The organism is Streptomyces sp. NPDC021115, assembly GCF_044333065.1.
In the GTDB taxonomy this organism is placed as follows: domain Bacteria; phylum Actinomycetota; class Actinomycetes; order Streptomycetales; family Streptomycetaceae; genus Streptomyces.
The window spans coordinates 82093-98817 of record NZ_JBIRQF010000002.1 but is presented as its reverse complement, the minus strand read 5'-3'; the positions used below and the strand labels follow the sequence as shown (position 1 = coordinate 98817).

The 16725-nt window shown below is 72.7% G+C and carries 13 protein-coding genes; 10 read left to right on the top strand and 3 right to left on the bottom strand.

Annotated elements, in window-relative coordinates:
- Positions 1 to 26 precede the first annotated feature (26 nt).
- The 4 genes from ACH4TL_RS06110 to ACH4TL_RS06095 all read left to right on the top strand — a co-directional run bounded on the left by ACH4TL_RS06110 (position 27) and on the right by ACH4TL_RS06095 (position 6689).
- Complete coding sequence (locus ACH4TL_RS06110; RefSeq protein ID WP_398311208.1) at positions 27 to 1001, top strand: AAA family ATPase; 975 nt, start codon at positions 27 to 29, stop codon at positions 999 to 1001.
- 3 nt (positions 1002 to 1004) lie between these two features.
- The gene (locus ACH4TL_RS06105; RefSeq protein WP_398311211.1) at positions 1005 to 5087 is read left to right on the top strand and encodes an SAV_2336 N-terminal domain-related protein; all 4083 of its coding nucleotides are present in this window, start codon (positions 1005 to 1007) and stop codon (positions 5085 to 5087) included.
- Positions 5088 to 5117: 30 nt separating this feature from the next.
- Positions 5118 to 6053 (top strand): hydroxymethylbilane synthase, encoded by a 936-nt coding sequence (gene hemC / locus ACH4TL_RS06100; RefSeq protein WP_398311214.1) that lies wholly within the window; start codon positions 5118 to 5120, stop codon positions 6051 to 6053.
- A 135-nt stretch (positions 6054 to 6188) separates the two neighbouring features.
- A complete protein-coding gene (locus ACH4TL_RS06095; RefSeq protein WP_398311217.1) occupies positions 6189 to 6689 on the top strand; it encodes a hypothetical protein in 501 nt (166 codons plus the stop codon).
- Positions 6690 to 6693: 4 nt separating this feature from the next.
- Here the strand turns inward: ACH4TL_RS06095 and ACH4TL_RS06090 are convergent, their stop codons facing one another.
- The 3 genes from ACH4TL_RS06090 to ACH4TL_RS06080 form a co-directional block, all read right to left on the bottom strand.
- The gene (locus tag ACH4TL_RS06090; RefSeq protein ID WP_398311220.1) at positions 6694 to 7836 is read right to left on the bottom strand and encodes a cytochrome P450; all 1143 of its coding nucleotides are present in this window, start codon (positions 7834 to 7836) and stop codon (positions 6694 to 6696) included.
- 101 nt (positions 7837 to 7937) lie between these two features.
- Positions 7938 to 9344: a phytoene desaturase family protein gene (locus tag ACH4TL_RS06085; protein ID WP_398311640.1), complete on the bottom strand. Its 1407-nt coding sequence runs from the start codon at positions 9342 to 9344 to the stop codon at positions 7938 to 7940.
- 87 nt (positions 9345 to 9431) lie between these two features.
- Positions 9432 to 10259 carry an inositol monophosphatase family protein gene (locus ACH4TL_RS06080; RefSeq protein WP_398311223.1) on the bottom strand — a complete coding sequence of 276 codons (828 nt, stop codon included), beginning with the start codon at positions 10257 to 10259 and terminating at the stop codon, positions 9432 to 9434.
- Positions 10260 to 10461: 202 nt separating this feature from the next.
- Between ACH4TL_RS06080 and ACH4TL_RS06075 the strand changes: the two genes are divergently transcribed.
- From ACH4TL_RS06075 to ACH4TL_RS06050, 6 genes are all read left to right on the top strand, one after another.
- Positions 10462 to 11343, top strand: a complete 882-nt coding sequence (locus tag ACH4TL_RS06075) for a transketolase (protein ID WP_398311226.1) — start codon at positions 10462 to 10464, stop codon at positions 11341 to 11343.
- Positions 11340 to 12311, top strand: coding sequence for a transketolase family protein (locus ACH4TL_RS06070; protein ID WP_398311229.1), 972 nt, complete (start codon positions 11340 to 11342; stop codon positions 12309 to 12311). Before ACH4TL_RS06075 ends, ACH4TL_RS06070 begins: the two co-directional genes overlap by 4 nt.
- Positions 12298 to 13839 carry an FGGY family carbohydrate kinase gene (locus tag ACH4TL_RS06065; protein ID WP_398311232.1) on the top strand — a complete coding sequence of 514 codons (1542 nt, stop codon included), beginning with the start codon at positions 12298 to 12300 and terminating at the stop codon, positions 13837 to 13839. Before ACH4TL_RS06070 ends, ACH4TL_RS06065 begins: the two co-directional genes overlap by 14 nt.
- A complete protein-coding gene (locus ACH4TL_RS06060; protein ID WP_398311236.1) occupies positions 13836 to 14624 on the top strand; it encodes an SDR family oxidoreductase in 789 nt (262 codons plus the stop codon). The genes ACH4TL_RS06065 and ACH4TL_RS06060 overlap by 4 nt, the downstream gene beginning before the upstream one ends.
- Positions 14625 to 14659: 35 nt before the next feature.
- Positions 14660 to 15682, top strand: a complete 1023-nt coding sequence (locus ACH4TL_RS06055; protein WP_398311239.1) for an ABC transporter permease — start codon at positions 14660 to 14662, stop codon at positions 15680 to 15682.
- Between the two features lie 67 nt (positions 15683 to 15749).
- The gene (locus ACH4TL_RS06050) at positions 15750 to 16715 is read left to right on the top strand and encodes a sugar ABC transporter substrate-binding protein (RefSeq protein WP_398311242.1); all 966 of its coding nucleotides are present in this window, start codon (positions 15750 to 15752) and stop codon (positions 16713 to 16715) included.
- Positions 16716 to 16725: the final 10 nt, after the last annotated feature.

Below are 16725 nucleotides of genomic sequence, written 5' to 3'. Positions count from 1 at the left end.
GCAGGGACCGAGAGGAAGGTTCACGGATGAACGCACGGGAACAGCAGGGCTGGCGGCTGTTCCGGGGGGACGGCGTACCCCGGCAGGTGGAGATGCCGCCCGCACCGCCGTGGCGCCGCTTCGGCAGCGGTACGGGAGACGCGGACCGGGCGGCTTCCGGCGCCGCCCGGCCGTCGCCGTACCTGATCTCGCCCGAGCACGCGGACGTGGTCAACGCGGCCCTGCATCTGCGCCGCCCGCTGCTCGTCACCGGCAGCCCGGGCACCGGCAAGTCGTCCCTCGCCCGGGCGGTCGCGCACGAACTGGGCCTCGGCGAGGTGCTGCGCTGGCCGGTCAACAGCCGCTCCACCGTGCAGGACGCGCTCTACCGTTACGACGCGATCGGGCGGCTGCGCGAGACGGCCCTGACGCGCGACCGCGGCGAGGCCGAACCCGGCATCGGCACCTTCGTACGGCTCGGCCCGCTGGGCACCGCCCTGGTGCCGGGCGAACGGCCCAGGGCGCTGCTCGTCGACGAACTCGACAAGGGCGATGTCGACCTGCCGAACGACCTGCTGACCGTGTTCGAGGAGGGCGAGTTCGAGATCCCCGAACTGGCCCGGCTGCCCGAGGACCAGTCGGAGGTGGACGTGCTCACCGAGCGCCCCGGCGAACGGGCCATGGTGCGGCGGGGGCGGCTGGTATGCGAGGAGTTCCCCGTCGTGGTGATCACCAGCAACGGCGAGCGCGACTTCCCGCCCGCCTTCCTGCGCCGCTGCGTACGGCTGGAGCTGCCCACTCCCGACGAGGAGCGGCTGCGGGCGATCGTCACCGCGCATCTGGGAGAGGAGGCGCTGGAGGAGGTCGATCAGCTCCTGGATGTCTTCCTGCGGCGGCGCGCGGCGCGCGAACTGGCCACCGATCAGCTGCTGAACGCCGTGTTCCTGCGGTCCGGCGGGGTGGACGTGACGGGCGAGGGGCTGCTGGAAGCGGTGCTGCACCGGCTGGGCGGGGCGGTGTGACGCATGGGCGGCGGCGACGGGCGGCGGGAGCAGCTGGAACGGCTTGACGAGGCCATCACGGTCCTCGCCGCCGGGGGCCTGTACATGTCCCGGGAAGAGCTGCTCGACGCCCTCTGGCTGGCCGGGCGGCTGCCCGAGCACGACGCCGAGGGGGCGCCCCTGGAGCGCGCGACGGCGCGCGACGGCGCCGTGCTCCCCGACCCACGCCCCGCCGTCCCGGCCGTACCCGCAGCCGTAACCGCACCACCCGTCCCGGCCCCGCAGGCCCAGCCCCCACGGCAGGACACTCCGCCGACCGCCCCACCGCCGGAGCGGGAAGCACCGGCGGCACCGCCACGGGACCGTCGCCCCGCCGACCGCGCCCCGCGCGGCCTCTACGGCGGCGGCCACTCCCCCGACGCGCCCGGCCCGGACACCGAGTCACCCGATGTACGGCGCGGGCTGCCGCTGCGCGTGCCCGAGGACAAGGCGCTGCACCAGGAACTCTCCATCGGCCGCGCCCTCCGCCCGCTCAAGCAGCACCGCCCCAACCCGCTCAAGCGGGAGTTCGACGAGGTCGCCACGGCGGCGGCGCTCGCCGAGACCGGGCTGCCCGATGTGGTCACCCGGCCCGCCCGCGAACGCTGGCTCGACCTCGCGCTCGTCGTCGACGACGGCACGTCGATGCTGCTGTGGCGGCGGCTGGCCGTCGAGCTGCGTACGGTGCTCCAGCGCTCGGGCGCCTTCCGCGTCGTACGGGTGCTCGGCCTGCACACCCGCGGCGCCGACGCCCCCGCGCTGCGCACCCGGGCGTACGATCCGGACGCGCCCCACCTCCCCACGACGGCGCTGTCCGACCCGTCCGGGCACACGCTGGTGCTGGTCGTCAGCGACGGGGTGGGCTCGGCGTGGCGCGACGGGCGGATGGCCCAGGTGCTGGCGCGCTGGGCGGGCGTGGGGCCCACGGCGGTGGTGCACGCCCTGCCGCCCCGGCTGTGGGACAGCTCCGGCATCCGTACGCGGCGCTGGCAGGTGCGGACCCGCAGGCCAGGCTCGGCCAACACGGACTGGACGGTCGCCGATCCGGTGCTGCCCGCCGCCCTGGCCCGGTTCGACGGGGTGCCCGTGCCCGTGCTGGAACCGGAGGCCGGACCGCTGGCCGACTGGGCGCGGCTGATCGCCTCCGCGAGCGGCACGGCCGTCCTGCCCCTCCTGGCCCCGCCACGCGGCGGCCCGGTGGCCGTCCGCCCGGCCCCGGCTCCGGCTCCGTCTGCGGCCGACGAACTGAGCCGCGTCCAGCTGTTCCGGGACGCGGCGTCCCCGGAGGCGTACCGCCTCGCCGCCCATCTGTCGGCGGTCGCCCCGCTGCCGGTGCCGGTGATGCGGATGGTGCAGAAGGCGGTGGAGGGGCGGTCCGACACCGGTCGGCTGGCCGAGGTGTTCCTCGGCGGGCTGATGCGCCCGGTCGAGCCGCCCGCGTCGGCGGGCCAGGACCCGCTGCCGCCCGAACACCGGCCCTTCGCCTTCACCGACGCCGCCCAGCGGGCGCTGCTGGGCGCGGTGCCACTGGCCGAACTGGTCGCCACCAGCCGGACGATCGGCCGCCGCCTGGAGGAACTGGCGGGCCGCTCCCCCGACTTCCCCGCCTGGCTCGCCCACACGGCGGGCCCCGACCGCCTCCCACCCGGTGCCCGCCCGTTCAGCACGGTCGAACGACGCCTCGCGGCCCGCCTGGGCGCGCCGCCGCAGTCCTCGGCGTCCGAGAGCCGTTTGGCGGCGCAGCACTGGCGTCGCGTGGGGCCCGACGATCCCCGCACGATCGGCCCGTACCGGCTGACCATGGCCGGACCGCCCGGATCGCGGATCATCCCTTATCTGGGCCGGGACGCCTACGGTGCGGAAGCCGTCGTCCAGATCGCCCAGCAGACGAGCGGCAACGAGGCCGCCGAGCTGCTGGCCGTGCAGGCGGAGGCGCTGCGCCGCATGGACGGCCGCTACGCCCGCCGTCTGCTGCGCGAGGGACTGGACGACGACGTTCCGTGGATCGCGGAGGAGCTTTTCCTCGGGGAACGGCTGGACTCCGTCCTCCACGGCAGCACCAAGCCGCAGGACGGCCATGCCGCTCTCGCGCTCGCCCGCAAGGTCGTGGACGCGGTGCGCCTGTGCGCGGACGCGGGCATGGTGCACACCGACCTCACCATCAGCACGGTGCATGTCGCCGGTGAGGACATCATTCTGACCGGCTGGTCGTCGGCCACCATCGACGGCGTGCCGTCCCCGGCGGTCCCCGCGGCCTGGCGCCCCGTGGACAACGTCGAGGCGCTGGGCAACATCCTGCTGAGCCTCGGCGGCGGGTGGGGCCCGACGCCGACCGGCGATGACGGCGACATGCCGCTCTGGGACGGCCCCGCCTGGGAACCGCTCCGCAGGCTGGTGATCGCATGCCTGGACACGCGCGACCACCCCACGGTGGGCTACGTCTGGGGATTCGTCACGTACTTCCAGCCGAAGGCGCCCGAGGCGCCGAGTCCCCCGCTCCGCGTCCCCGCGCGCGAGGACGTCCACGAGCCGACGCCCCCCGTACGGGAGGCCGAACCGAGCGGCAGCCTGCCGTCGTTCGACGAGTACCAGGCCCACCGCAGGCTCGGCGGCAGCGGGGGGTATGACGTCTATCTGGCCCGTGAGCGGCGCAGGTCCCGCGATGTGGTGATCCGTACCGCCCCGGGCGCTCATCAGGAGTTGCGGGCCGAGAGGGAGGCGCTGCGGCGGATGTCCGGGCACTACGCGCCGAGGTGGGTCGCCGGGGGAACCCATCCCTCCCCGCCCTGGATCGTGACGGAGTACGTCTGCCTCCCCGGCGGCTCCCCGGCCCCGACGCTCTCCTCGCTCCTGGCCGACGGGGCACCCCAGCTGGACCCGGTGTACGCCGCCACCATCGGGCTGCGCCTCGCCGAGGCGGTCAACATGTGCGCGCTCAAGGGCATCGTGCTCAGGAAGCTGACAGCGGACAGCGTGCTCGTCGTCGGCCGCACGGTGAAGCTGACCGGCTGGACGGACGCGGCCATCGACGAGCGCGGCATCAGGGCTCCAACCCACGCGGACAACGTCTACGCCCTGGGCTGGATTCTCCGCGCCATCGCCGACGCCCAGCCGACCCCTTCGATCTTCGCGGACGAACAACTGTGGCGCGATCCCCAGCTGCTCTCGATCATCGGTGCCTGCCTCAGCGAGCGCCGGGGCCGCCCGACCGCGGGCCAGGTGGCGGATGTCTTCGTACGGTGTCTGCCGTCCGCGTCCGGCTCCCCCATGCCGTACGACGTTCAGTCCACGGACACCCAGATCCCCGACGACACACCGGCCGTGCCCGCCCCCGGACCTCAGTCCCGCCCCCGCCGTCTGGCCTCCCGCTTCCGCTTCGGCGGAAGGGCCCGTGACGCCGAGCGGCAACGCAGACTCGACCTGATCCGTACGCCGTTGACGACCACCCACCGCATCGTCGTGACCGAGCCGGTGGGGACCGGGCGGACCGCGACGACGCACGTGCTCGGTGCGATCCTCGCGAGCGAACGCGAGGACAAGGCCATCACGGTCGACGCGCTCACGCTCGGCACCTCCATGCCTTTCACCAGACAGACCCCGTCCGGGCTCGAGATCCTCATGGGGATCTCCCACGAGGACCACCGCCGCGTCATCACCGAGCTGAGCGACCGGTACGCGGTCGTCCTCGCCGCCACCGGTACGTTCCTCGACACCAGACGGGGAATCTTCGACCTCGCCGACCAGCTGATGATCGTCACCACGACATCCGCGGAGCACCGGTGGAGCGCGCACGCGATCCTGGACCGGCTGGAGGAGAACGGTTACGAAGAGCTGGTACGCCGCGCCGTCACCGTGATCGAAAGATCATCGGAGACCGAGGCCCGGCCGAACGACGACCTGGCCGAGCGGTTCCGGGCGCGGTGCCGCGGTGTGGTGGTCGTGCCGTACGACGAGCACACCGCCACGCAACACGACATCGACCTCGACCAGCTAGCCCCCAAGACCCTCGACGCGTACCTCGACCTCGCGGCGCTGGTCGCGGAGGGGTTCCCCGGGGCCGCGCGATAGCGCGCTCGCGGAGGGCCTATCCTCTACGCCATGTCGTCCGCCGAACTCATCCGCATCGTCTCCCGTTCCTCCCCCATGGCCCTGGCCCAGGTCGAGCGGGTCCGCGCCGAGCTGGCCGCGCTGCGGCCGGGTATCCGTACGGAGGTCGTGCCGGTCACCACCTCCGGCGACCGGTGGATGGGCGATCTGTCGAAGCTCGGTGGGAAGGGCGCGTTCACCAAGGAGGTGGACGCCGCGCTGCTGGCGGGCGAGGCGGATCTCGCGGTGCACTGCATCAAGGACGTGCCCGCCGACCGGCCGCTGCCCGCGGGCACGGTCTTCGCGGCCTACCTCAAGCGGGACGACATCCGGGACGCGGTGATCCACCCCCAGGGGCTGACGCTGGACCAGATGCCGGAGGGGACCAGGATCGGCACCTCGTCCGTGCGGCGGGTCGCCCAACTGGCCGTCACCCACCCCCACGTGACATGCGTGCCGATGCGCGGCAACGCCAACCGGCGGCTGGAGAAGCTGTACGCGGGCGACTGCGAAGCGCTGATGCTGGCCGTCTCGGGGCTGGAGCGGATCGACCGCACCGACGTGATCAGCGAGATCCTGCCCGTGGAGACGATGTGCCCGCCCATCGGCGCCGGGGTCCTGGGGCTCCAGTGCCGGGAGGACGACACCGCCACGATCGACGCGGTCGCCGGGCTCGGCGACACCGACGTGTGGAAGGAGACCACGGCCGAGCGGATGCTGCTGCACGTGCTCCAGGGGCACTGCAACTCCCCCATCGCGGGCTACGCCAAGGCCGAGCGGGACGGGCGGCTGTCGCTGCGCGCCCGGGTGTTCAGCCCGGACGGCAAGACGGTGCTGGACGCGCACGAGTGGGCGGGCCCGCTGGACCCGGCCACCCTGGGGACGTCGGTCGCGGTGGCGCTGCTGCGGCAGGGCGCGCGCGAGGTCATCGACAGCATCCCGCACTAGGATTTCCGCACTTTACGATCTGGATTGGTCAGGTAGGCACGCACCAAGGTCATGGCGGACCGGGTCGCGACTGGGCAGCCTTAGAGGCGCTTTCAGCGCATTCGCACCCATCCGACCTCCGGGAGGAAGACGGACATGACCTCGATGACGAACCGGGCCGGGAAGGGCCCCCGCCGACGCGGCCTGCGGCGCACCCTCTTCGGCGCCGCCCTCGCGTTCGGCCTGGCGGCCCTCACCCCGCTCACGGCCGAGGCCGCGGCCTCGCAGAGCGCGAGCTACGGCACTCTGCCGGGCGAGGGCAAGTACCCCGAGCAGACCGCGTGCTCCGGCCGCTACACCCAGCCGAACGTGCCCGGCGGGGCGACGAAGAGAGCGGTCTACCAGGGGCGCACCATCACCCTCAGATACCTCTACAACTCCGGCTGCGGTTCGTACGCCCGCATCGAGAACGCACCGCAGGGCTGCGCGGCGCACAGCAACCGGCTCGACGGCTCCAAGATCGTGTGGGTGCTGGAGACGGTGGCCCCCGGGACCGACTCCGCCTCCACCAAGGTGATCAGCAAGGTCGACGGCCGGAAGACCCGGGCCGTCCTGATCTGCGACGACCAGACGCTGGCCGCGACGGCCTGGTACTGACGGTTCAGTCCCGCGCGAACCGCACCCGCAGCGAGCCCGGTCCACGGGTGAACACGCCCCGCTCGGGCGGCGGGGCGCCGTCGGCGAAGGTCATCTCGGGGAAGGCGTCGAGGAGTTGGTTGACGCCCACCTCGACCTCGGTCTTCGCCAGCAGCGCCCCCACGCAGAAGTGCCGGCCGAGCGCAAACGCCAGGTGGTCGGCGGCCGCGGAGAAGGCGCTGCTGGTGGTGAGGTCGTCGCGGAAGATGTCGAAGGTGTCGGGGTCGGCGTAACGGCTCTCGTCGCGGTTGGCGGCCCCGATCAGACAGGTGACGGTGGCGCCCGCCGGGATGGTGCCGCCGCTCACCTCCACGTCAGCGGCCGTCTGACGGAAGATCATGTGCACCGGTGGGGTGTAGCGCAGCGTCTCGGCGAAGGCCGCCGGGATGAGCGAACGGTCTTCGCGGACGGCCGCCAGCTGCTCGGGGTGGGCCAGCAGGTTGCGGAAGAGCCCGGCGATGGCCTTGTCCGTGGTCTCGCCGCCTGCGGCGAGCAGCAGGCTGACGAACGCCTTGATGTCCTCGTCGCTCATCGCCGTGCCGTCGATCTCCGCGGTGCACAGGACGGACAGCAGGTCGTCGCCCGGGGCTGCGCGGCGGCGCTGGATGATCGGGATCATGTACGCCGCGAGTTCATCGTGGGTGCGCAGACCGGCCGCCGTCACCTCGGGGTCCTGGCTCAGATTGCCCAGGAAGTCGATCATCGAGGTGTACCAGGCGTGGAACCGGTCGTGGTCCGCCCGGTCGAGGCCGAGCATGTCGACGATCACGTTGATCGGGAAGCGGGTCGCGTACTGGGCCACCAGATCCGCTTCCGGCGCGTCCCGGAAGCCGTCGATCAGCTCCCGGGAGTTGCGCTCGATGGCGGGCAGGAACTTCTCCCGCAGGTCCTTCCCCCGGAAGGCGGGCGCCACCAGGGCGCGGCGTACGGAGTGCTCGCGCCCGTCCATCTGGACGATGGTCCGGCCGTGCACCGGCTCCAGCTGCCACTCGTAGTTGTCGCTGGTGAACGCCGGGTCCTTGAACGCCCGGGCGACGTCCTCGTAGCGGGAGACCCCTCTCCTGGGCGGGCGTTCGCGGCCGCCGGCCCCGAGGCGCCCGATGACCATGAGGGCCCGACTTACTTGATCGAGTGTCAGGTCGGGCTCAAGGCTAGGTACGGCGGAACGGCGCGTCCAGATCGCCTCCCCGGTCTCCCCTCGGCGCGCCCCTACCGTCCCCGCAGCCGCCGCCACACCGCGCGGGCCGCGTGGTGCCCCGACATGCCGTGGACACCGGGGCCCGGCGGAGTGGCGGAGGAGCAGAGGAAGACCGCGGGGTGGGGGGTGGCGTAGGGGACGCGGGCGAGCCGGGGGCGGATGGCGGCCTGAAGGCCCTCGAAGGCGCCGCAGGCGATGTCGCCGTCGATGTAGTTGGCGTTGCGGGCGGCCAGTTCGGGGGGACCGGCGACCGCGCGGGCCAGCACCAGATCGCGGAAGCCGGGGGCGAAGCGGTCGAGCTGGCGCTCGATGGCGTCGGTGAGGTCGCCCGTCCAGCCGCTGGGGGCGTGGCCGTACACCCAGAAGGTGTGCTTGCCCTCGGGGGCGCGGGTGGGGTCGATCAGGCTGGGCTGGGCGGAGATCAGGAAGGGGACGTCCGGGGCGTGTCCGTCGAAGGCGGCGCGCAGGGCGGTGCCGATCTCGCCCGCGCTGGGGCCGATGTGGACGGTCCCGGCGCGGTGTGCCTCCGGTGCGGTCCACGGCATCGGGCCGTCCAGCGCGTAGTCGATCTTGAAGGCGCCGGGCCCGTAGCGGTAGCGGCGGTACGCGTTGCCCAGCCCCGCGATCCGGGCCAGGGCACGCGGTGAGGTGTCGAAGATGTACGCGCGGGCCGGGGGCAGCTCGTCGAGCCGCTTGACCTCCGCGCCGGTGTGGACGACCCCGCCGTGCTCGCGCAGATACGAGCCGAGCGCGTCCGCGATCGACTGCGAACCGCCGCGCGGGATCGGCCAGCCGACCTCATGGGCCGCGATCGCGAAGATGAGGGCCAGTCCCCCGGTGGCCGGGGCGCTGGTGGGCGCGATGGCGTGACCGGCGAGCCCGGCGAGCAGGGCCCGCGCCTTCTCGCCGCGGAAGCGGCGGCTGAGGACAGAGACCGGCAGGACGGCGTTCAGCCCGAAGCGGGCCCAGGTCAGCGGGTCGCGCGGCACCCCGTCCCACTGGGCGCGCAGTACGTCGGGGGCGAAGGTGGACCATTTGCCGAGGTAGGGAGCGAGGAGGCGGCGGTACGCACCCGCGTCGCGCGGGCCGAGCGACCGGGCGGTCTCACCGACCGAGCGGGCCAGCACCGCGGCGCTGCCGTCCGGGAAGGGGTGGGCGAGCGGCAGCTCGGGATGCAGCCACTCCAGGCCGTGGCGGGCCAGCGGCATCCGGTCGAACGCCGGGGAGCCGATGGCGAGGGGGTGCACGGCGGAGCAGGGGTCGTGCCGGAAGCCGGGCAGGGTCAGCTCCTCGGTGCGGGAGCCGCCGCCGATCGCGTCGGCGGCCTCGAAGATCTCCACCGCGCAGCCGCGGCGGGCGAGTTCGACCGCCGCGGTCAGCCCGTTCGGCCCGGCACCCACCACTACCGCGTCGAGCATCGACGGCACGTCGGCTCCTCCTCGTCCTCGCCTTTGAGGACCGGCCCCTTCCGGGACCGGTGGATCCCGGTGGATCCGGTGGATCAGTCAGCCGGCGGCGGCCAGCAGGCCCAGGATATGCCGTACGGTCGCCTCGTTCCGCGCGGCCGTGAAGGGAAGCGCGTTACCTCCGGCGATACGGAACGGCTCGCCCGTAAGCGTCGCGCTCGCCCCGCCCGCCTCGGCGACCAGCAGCAGCCCGGCGGCGTGATCCCAGGCGTTCTCCCAGGTGAAGGCGATCGCGTCGAGGTGGCCACGGGCGATGTTCAGATACTCCAGGCCCGCCGAGCCGCACGGGCGCGGTGCCACACCCTCGGTCCGCAGCCCGGCCAGGGCGCGCTTCTCCCCGTCGGTGGTGAAGTCGTAGTGGGATATGGCGACTTCGAGCGGCTTGCCCGGCTCGGGCGCACCGGCGCGCAGCGGCTCCCCGTTGAGCACCGCGCCCCCGCCGCGCCGTGCGACGGCCATCAGGTCCTGTGCGGGCGCGAACGTCCAGGAGGCGAGGAGTTCGCCGTGGTGGGCGAGGGCGACGAGGGTCGCGAAGCCCGTGTCGCCGTGGACGAACTGCCGGGTGCCGTCCACCGGGTCGACGATCCATACGGGCGCGTCCCCGCCGAGGTGCTTGAGCAGCCCGGGATCGGCGTGCACGCCCTCCTCGCCCACCACGACCGAACCGGGCAGCAGCGCGGTGAGCGAGGCGGTCAGATGCTCCTCGGCCTGCCGGTCGGCGGTGGTCACCAGGTCGTGCGGGCCCTTCTTCTCCACGATCTCGTGGGCGGCGAGCTGCCGGTAGCGCGGCATGATCTCCGCGGCGGCCGCCGCACGCACCGCCTGCTCCACCTCGGAGAGATCGCCGGCAAGAAAGTCATCGAACATGTGGTCATCGAATCACGTGCCGCCGACAACCGGTGACCGGGCGGCGGCGGGGCGGTGGCATCGGCGTGAACCGTTCCCAGGGAGCCGCGGAGGCCCTTGCGCAATCCCTCTGCGCAATCCATTGACACCTGGCTGAAACACGACCTACGTTCCTGGCAACACAATTCACTAGTGAATAGATATTCACTCCAAGGACGTGCAGATGCTCAGCACAGACCCAGCCGGCGCCGCGCGGTTCCGGGCGCGCCGCCGCCGTATCGCCGACGAAGACCCGGACGCACAGGTCCGCGAGCTGCGGCAGCTGGCCGCCGAGGTGCGCCGGACCGTGGTGCAGATGATCGACAGGGCGCAACTCGGCCACATCGGCGGCGACCTGTCGGTGACCGACATCCTCGTCACCCTCTTCGGCGGGGTGCTCGACGTGGATCCCGCGCAGCCCCGCAGGCCCGACCGCGACCGGTTCATCCTCAGCAAGGGGCACTGCGCGGCCTCGCTGTACGCCACGCTCGCCCACTGCGGCTACTTCCCGCTGTCCGAGCTGTCCACGTTCATGGCCCCGCTCTCCGCGCTCAACGGCCATCCGAACCGGACCAAGGTCCCGGGCGTCGAGACCAACACCGGGCCGCTGGGCCACGGCTTCCCCGTCGCGGTCGGCTGCGCCCTGGCCGCCCGGCTCGCGGGCCGCCCGTACCGCACGTACGTCGTCCTCGGCGACGGCGAGCTCCAGGAGGGGAGCAACTGGGAGGCGGCCATGACCGCCGCCCACTACGACCTCGGCTCCCTCACCGCGATCGTCGACCGCAACCGCCTCCAGCAGGGTGCCCGTACCGAGGAGACCAAGCGCCTGGAGCCGCTGGCGGAGAAGTGGACCAGCTTCGGCTGGGAGGCGCGCGAGGTGAACGGGCACGACCACGCGCAGCTGCTGTCGGCGATGCGCCCCTCCCCCACCGGCAGGCCGGTCGCGATCATCGCGAACACGGTCAAGGGCAAGGGCGTGTCGTTCATCGAGGACCGCGTCGAGTGGCACCACAAGGTGCCCGACACCGGGCAGGTGCGCGCGGCGCTGGAGGAGTTGAGCCGATGACCGCAGGACTCATACCGGAGAACGCCGCGCAGACCTACGACTGCCGCCAGGCGTTCGCCGAGGAACTGATCGCCCTGGCCGCCGAGGACCCGCGCATCGTCGCCGTCTGCAACGACTCGGTCGGATCGAGCAACCTGGTGCGCTTCCGGGAGCTGTACCCGGACCGCCTGATCAACGTCGGCATCGCCGAGCAGGACCTCGTCGGCGTCGGAGCCGGGCTCGCCAACGGCGGGCTCGTCCCCTTCGTGAGCGCGGCGGGCCCGTTCCTCACCGGCCGGGCCACCGAGCAGATCAAGACGGACGCCGCCTACAACGGGCTGCCCGTCGTCCTGTGCGGCCAGAGCCCCGGCATGGCGTACGGGGAGCTGGGGCCCACCCACCACTCGATCGAGGACCTGTCGTGGATGCGGGCCATCGCGGACCTGGCCGTCGCGGTCCCGGCCGACCCGGCACAGACGCGCGCCGCCGTCCGCTGGGCCGCCTCCCATGACGGCCCGGTCTATCTGCGCATCCCACGGTTCAAGATCCCCGCCGTCACCCCGCAGGACGCGCCGTTCCGGCCCGGGCACGCCCTCCAGCTGACCGACGGGGACGACATCACGGTGATGGCCGTCGGCACGATGGTCTCCCGGGCGCTCACCGCCGCGGAGACGCTGCGCGCCGAGGGGATCGGCGTCCGCGTGCTGAACATGACCTTCGTCGAGCCGATGGACCTCGACGCGGTGCTGCGTGCCGCCCGCGAGACCCGCGGCATCGTCACCGCCGAGGAGGCCACCACCACGGGCGGGCTCGGCGCGGCGGTGGCCAGCGTCGTCGCCCAGAACCGTCCGGTGCCCATGCGGATCCTGGGGGTGCACCGCAGGTTCGCGCCCACCGGCAGCGCCTCCTTCCTGCTGGAGCACTTCGGCCTGACCGCCGACGGCATCGCCGTCGCCGTCCGGGAGTTGCTGGCCCATGAGCACCGCTGAACCACTCGTCCTCGCCATCGACCAGGGCACCAGCGCGACCAAGGCGATCCTGGTCGACCGGACCGGGGCCATCGTCGCCCGCGGCTCGGTCCCCCTGGAGCTGTCCACCCCCGCCCCGGGGTGGGTGGAACAGTCGGCGGAGGAGATCTGGGACGGCTGCGGGCGGGCCGTCGCCGCGTGCCTCACCGGCCGGGACCCCTCGTCCGTCGCGGCCATCGGCCTGAGCACCCAGCGCGAATCGCTGCTGCTGTGGGACCGGGCGACCGGGGAACCGCTGAGTCCGCTGGTGAGCTGGCTGGACAAGCGCACCGCCGGCGATCCGGCGCTGGTGCGGGCCGTACCGCACGCGGAGCTGGTCCGCGAGGTCAGCGGGCTGCCGCTGGACCCGATGTTCTCGGCCCCGAAGGCCGCCTGGCTGCTGGACCGGTACGACCCCGACCGCCGCCGCGCCCGCGCGGGCGAGCTGTGCCTGGGCACGGTCGACTCCTGGCTGCTGTTCAAGCTCGGCGGCGCCCATCTCATCGAGGTCGGCAACGCGGCGCGCACCCAGCTGCTCGACGTGCGCCGGTGTGCCTGGGACCGGCGGCTGACCCGGATCTTCGACGTACCGCTGGAGGTGCTGCCCCGGGTCGTACCGTCGCAGGGCCCGTTCCCCGGCACCCGGGGGCTGGCACCGCTGCCCGACGGGGTGCCGGTCACCGCGGTGCTCGGCGACTCCCACGCGGCGCTGTTCGCCCACGCGGGCTGGGCGCCGGGGACGGTCAAGGCGACGTACGGCACCGGGTCGTCGGTGATGGCGGTGGTCCCCTCGGCGGCCCGGGTCTCCTCCGGGCTGTGCCTGACCGTCGCGTGGCAGACCGGCTCCGGCCCGACCTGGGCGGTGGAGGGGAACGTCCGCTCCACCGGCGCCACCGTGAACTGGCTGGCGGGCGTGCTCGGCCACGGCCCCGCCGAACTGGCCGAACTGGCCGAAGACAGCAGCGAGGGTGTGGTCGTCGTCCCCGCCTTCGGCGGACTTGGCGCCCCCTGGTGGGACGAGAACGCGGTGGGCCTGATCAGCGGGCTCACCCTGGGCACCCGCGCCGGGCACCTCGCACGCGCCGCGCTGGAGTCGATCGCGTTCCAGGTCGAGGACGTGGTGGCGGCGGTCGAGCGGGAGACGGGCCCGGTCACCCGGCTGCTCGCGGACGGCGGTCCGACCGGCAACCCGGTACTGATGCGACTCCAGGCCGACACCGGCGGGCGGCTCGTCGAACGGGCCCTGGCCCGCGACCTGTCGGCCCTCGGCGCGGCCCATCTCGCGGGGCTGACCCGCGGGGTGTGGGACCGGGCCGCCCTGGAACGGCTGGACCGGCCCCGCGAGAGCTACGCGCCGAGCGGCGACGAGACCACCCGGGCCCACCGGCTCGCCCACTGGCACACCGCGGTACGCCGCGCCCGACTCCAGGCCGCGACCGGCGAGGACGCCCCGCCCACCGCCGTACCGCACCGCACCCCCGCACCCCCGGCCGCCCAAGGAGCGTCATGACAGCCAGATACGCCGGACAGGGCGTCGTGGTCACCGGGGCCGCGCGCGGCATCGGCCGGGGGATCGCCGCCCGGTTCGCCGGTGAGGGCGCCGATGTGCTGCTGGTGGACACCTCCGCCTCCGTCGAGAACACCGCCCGGGAACTGGCCGCCGACAGCGGCACCCACACCCTCGGCGTCCGGGCGGACGTCACCTCCCCCGACGACGTGGCCCGCGTCGTCGCGCTCGCCGAGTCCGCCTGGGATCGGCTGGACGTCCTGGTCAACAACGCGGGCGTCATCACCATCAGCAGGCTCGAAGACCTCACCCTCGACGACTGGCAGAAGGTCCTCGCCGTCAACACCACCGGCACCTTCCTGTGCGCCCAGGCCGCCGCGGCCGCCATGCGGCGGTACGGACGCGGCGGACGCATCCTCAACGCCGCCTCGGGACAGGCCCGGCAGGGATTCCTCTACACACCGCACTACGCGGCCAGCAAGTTCGGGGTGGTCGGCCTCACCCAGTCCCTGGCCAAGGAGCTGGCCGGGGACCGGATCACGGTCAACGCCTACTCCCCCGGGATCGTCGGCAGCGAGATGTGGGACTACAACGACCGCGCGTGGGGCCGGCTGCTCGGCCGTTACGCACCCGGCGAGCTGATGGCCGAGTGGATCGCGGGCATCCCCCTCGGACGCGCCGGAACCCACGACGACATCGCCAACCTGCTGCTCTTCCTCGCCTCGCGGGAGGCGGAGTACATCACCGGCCAGACGATCAACGTCGACGGCGGGATGTTCATGAACTAGCTCCGACGACGTCGGAGGACCACTCGGAGGTTTCGATGAGCACGACCGGCAAGGCCGCCACGGCCGTTGACGCCGCACCACCCCCCTCGGACGCCCAGCGGCCCCGACTGCCGTCCTGGGTGACGGGAGTCCTCACCGGATCGCGCGGCCCCGCCCTCGGCCTGCTCGCCATGTGCGTCGTCTTCTTCATCGCGACGCCGTACTTCCTCACCCAGAGCAATCTGCTCAACATCGTCGACCAGACCGCCGTCCTCGGTCTGCTCGCGCTCGGCATGACCGCGGTCATCGTGATGGGCGGCATCGACCTCTCGGTCGGCGCCACCCTGGCCCTCGCCACCATGGTGGTCGGCTGGCTCTCGCACGACCAGGGATGGCCGCTGTGGCTGAGCGCGCTGACCGCCATCGGCGTCGCGGGCGGCTGCGGGCTCGCCAACGGACTGGGCATCACCTACACCAAACTGCCGCCGTTCATCGCCACGCTGGCGATGATGTCGATCGCCCGCGGCCTGGCCAACGTCATCACCGACGGACAGCAGATCGTCGGGTTCCCCGACTGGTTCGACAACCTGTCCACCACCCGGTACGTCGGCATCTTCACCGTCTGCACCGCCGTGCTCGCCGCGCTGTACGTGGCGGGGTGGGCGTACATGCGCTACCGGAGCGGGGGCCGCGCCCTGTACGCGATCGGCGGCAGCTCCGAGGTCGCCCGGCTCGCCGGGATCGACGTCAAGCGGCGGACCGTGCTCGTCTACACCGTGACCGGTGTGCTGGCGGGCCTGGCCGGGGTCTTTCTGACCATGCGTCTGGACTCCTCGCAGCCGAGCGCGGGCACCGGTTACGAACTCGACACCATCGCCGCCGTGGTGATCGGCGGTGCCAGCCTCAGCGGCGGCGTCGGCTCGGTCACCGGAACCCTGATCGGCGTACTGATCATCGGCGTGCTGCGCAACGGCCTCAACCTGCTGGGGGTATCGCCGTTCATCCAGCAGATCGTCATCGGCCTGGTGATCGCGCTGGCCGTGATGCTCGACGTGCTCCGCCGCCGCGAAGCGCGCTGACCCGCACAGACCCCGCACACCCCAAGGAGTGGTTCCCATGAGGACACGAGCTTTTCCGAAGACATCCATGACCACGCGCGGCGTGATAGCCACCGGCGTCGCGGCCGCCATGGTGGTCGGCGTCACCGCCTGCGGACGCGGCGGCAACGGCGCGAAGACCGCCGACGGCAAGCAGATCACCATCGGTCTTGCCGTGGCCAACCTCCAAGCCGACTTCTTCAACCAGATCAAACAGTCCGTGACCGCCGAGGCCAAGAAGAAGGGCATCAAGGTCGTCGTCTCCGACGCCCACGGCGACGCGGCCACCCAGGTCAACCAGATCCAGGACTTCATCAGCCGTCAGGTCAGCGCCATCATCTACATCCCCGCCGGTGCCACCGCCGCGGGCGTCCCCGTGAAGGCGGCCAACCGCGCCAAGATCCCCGTGGTCACCGTGGACCGCAACCCACCCGGCCAGCCCGGCAAGTCGTTCATCGCCAGCGACAGCGTCGCGGCCGCGCGGACGCTGGGCGACTACGTCGTCAAGGAGTCCGGCGGCAAGGGCCAGCTGGCCATCCTCCAGGGCCAGATCGGCACCACACCGCAGGTGGACCGGCAGAAGGGGTTCGGGCAGGCCCTCAAGAAGGCGCCCGGCATCAAGGTGGTGTCCCAGCAGCCCGCCGACTGGGCCCAGGACAAGGCGTACTCCGTCGCCCAGGACATGCTCCAGGCCCACCCCGGCATCGACATCCTGTGGGGCCAGGCCGACGCGATGGCACTCGGCGCCGCCCAGGCCGTCAAGGCGTCCGGCTCGCACAAGAAGCACCTCATCGTCGGCTTCGACGGCGACGTCGCCGGGCTCAAGGCCGTCCGCCGGGGCACCGTCGACGCCACCATGGTCCAGCAGACCCGCAAGATGGGCCGGATGTCGGTGAACACCGCCGTGGACATCATCAAGGGCAAGAAGGTCCCGGCCGAACAGCTCCAGCCCGCCTTCCTCCTGACCAGCAAGGACAAGAAGAAGGCCGACCAGTACATCAAAACCCACCCGTAGACGAGGCGTG

What these genes read in the sequence shown, in the direction of transcription:
- ACH4TL_RS06110 (WP_398311208.1), top strand. Translation starts at nt 27, where the DNA reads ATGAACGCACGGGAACAGCAGGGCTGGCGGCTGTTCCGGGGGGACGGC.
- ACH4TL_RS06105 (WP_398311211.1), top strand. Translation starts at nt 1,005, where the DNA reads ATGGGCGGCGGCGACGGGCGGCGGGAGCAGCTGGAACGGCTTGACGAG.
- hemC (WP_398311214.1), top strand. Translation starts at nt 5,118, where the DNA reads ATGTCGTCCGCCGAACTCATCCGCATCGTCTCCCGTTCCTCCCCCATG.
- ACH4TL_RS06095 (WP_398311217.1), top strand. Translation starts at nt 6,189, where the DNA reads ATGACCTCGATGACGAACCGGGCCGGGAAGGGCCCCCGCCGACGCGGC.
- ACH4TL_RS06090 (WP_398311220.1), bottom strand. Translation starts at nt 7,836, where the DNA reads ATGGTCATCGGGCGCCTCGGGGCCGGCGGCCGCGAACGCCCGCCCAGG.
- ACH4TL_RS06085 (WP_398311640.1), bottom strand. Translation starts at nt 9,344, where the DNA reads ATGCTCGACGCGGTAGTGGTGGGTGCCGGGCCGAACGGGCTGACCGCG.
- ACH4TL_RS06080 (WP_398311223.1), bottom strand. Translation starts at nt 10,259, where the DNA reads ATGTTCGATGACTTTCTTGCCGGCGATCTCTCCGAGGTGGAGCAGGCG.
- ACH4TL_RS06075 (WP_398311226.1), top strand. Translation starts at nt 10,462, where the DNA reads ATGCTCAGCACAGACCCAGCCGGCGCCGCGCGGTTCCGGGCGCGCCGC.
- ACH4TL_RS06070 (WP_398311229.1), top strand. Translation starts at nt 11,340, where the DNA reads ATGACCGCAGGACTCATACCGGAGAACGCCGCGCAGACCTACGACTGC.
- ACH4TL_RS06065 (WP_398311232.1), top strand. Translation starts at nt 12,298, where the DNA reads ATGAGCACCGCTGAACCACTCGTCCTCGCCATCGACCAGGGCACCAGC.
- ACH4TL_RS06060 (WP_398311236.1), top strand. Translation starts at nt 13,836, where the DNA reads ATGACAGCCAGATACGCCGGACAGGGCGTCGTGGTCACCGGGGCCGCG.
- ACH4TL_RS06055 (WP_398311239.1), top strand. Translation starts at nt 14,660, where the DNA reads ATGAGCACGACCGGCAAGGCCGCCACGGCCGTTGACGCCGCACCACCC.
- ACH4TL_RS06050 (WP_398311242.1), top strand. Translation starts at nt 15,750, where the DNA reads ATGACCACGCGCGGCGTGATAGCCACCGGCGTCGCGGCCGCCATGGTG.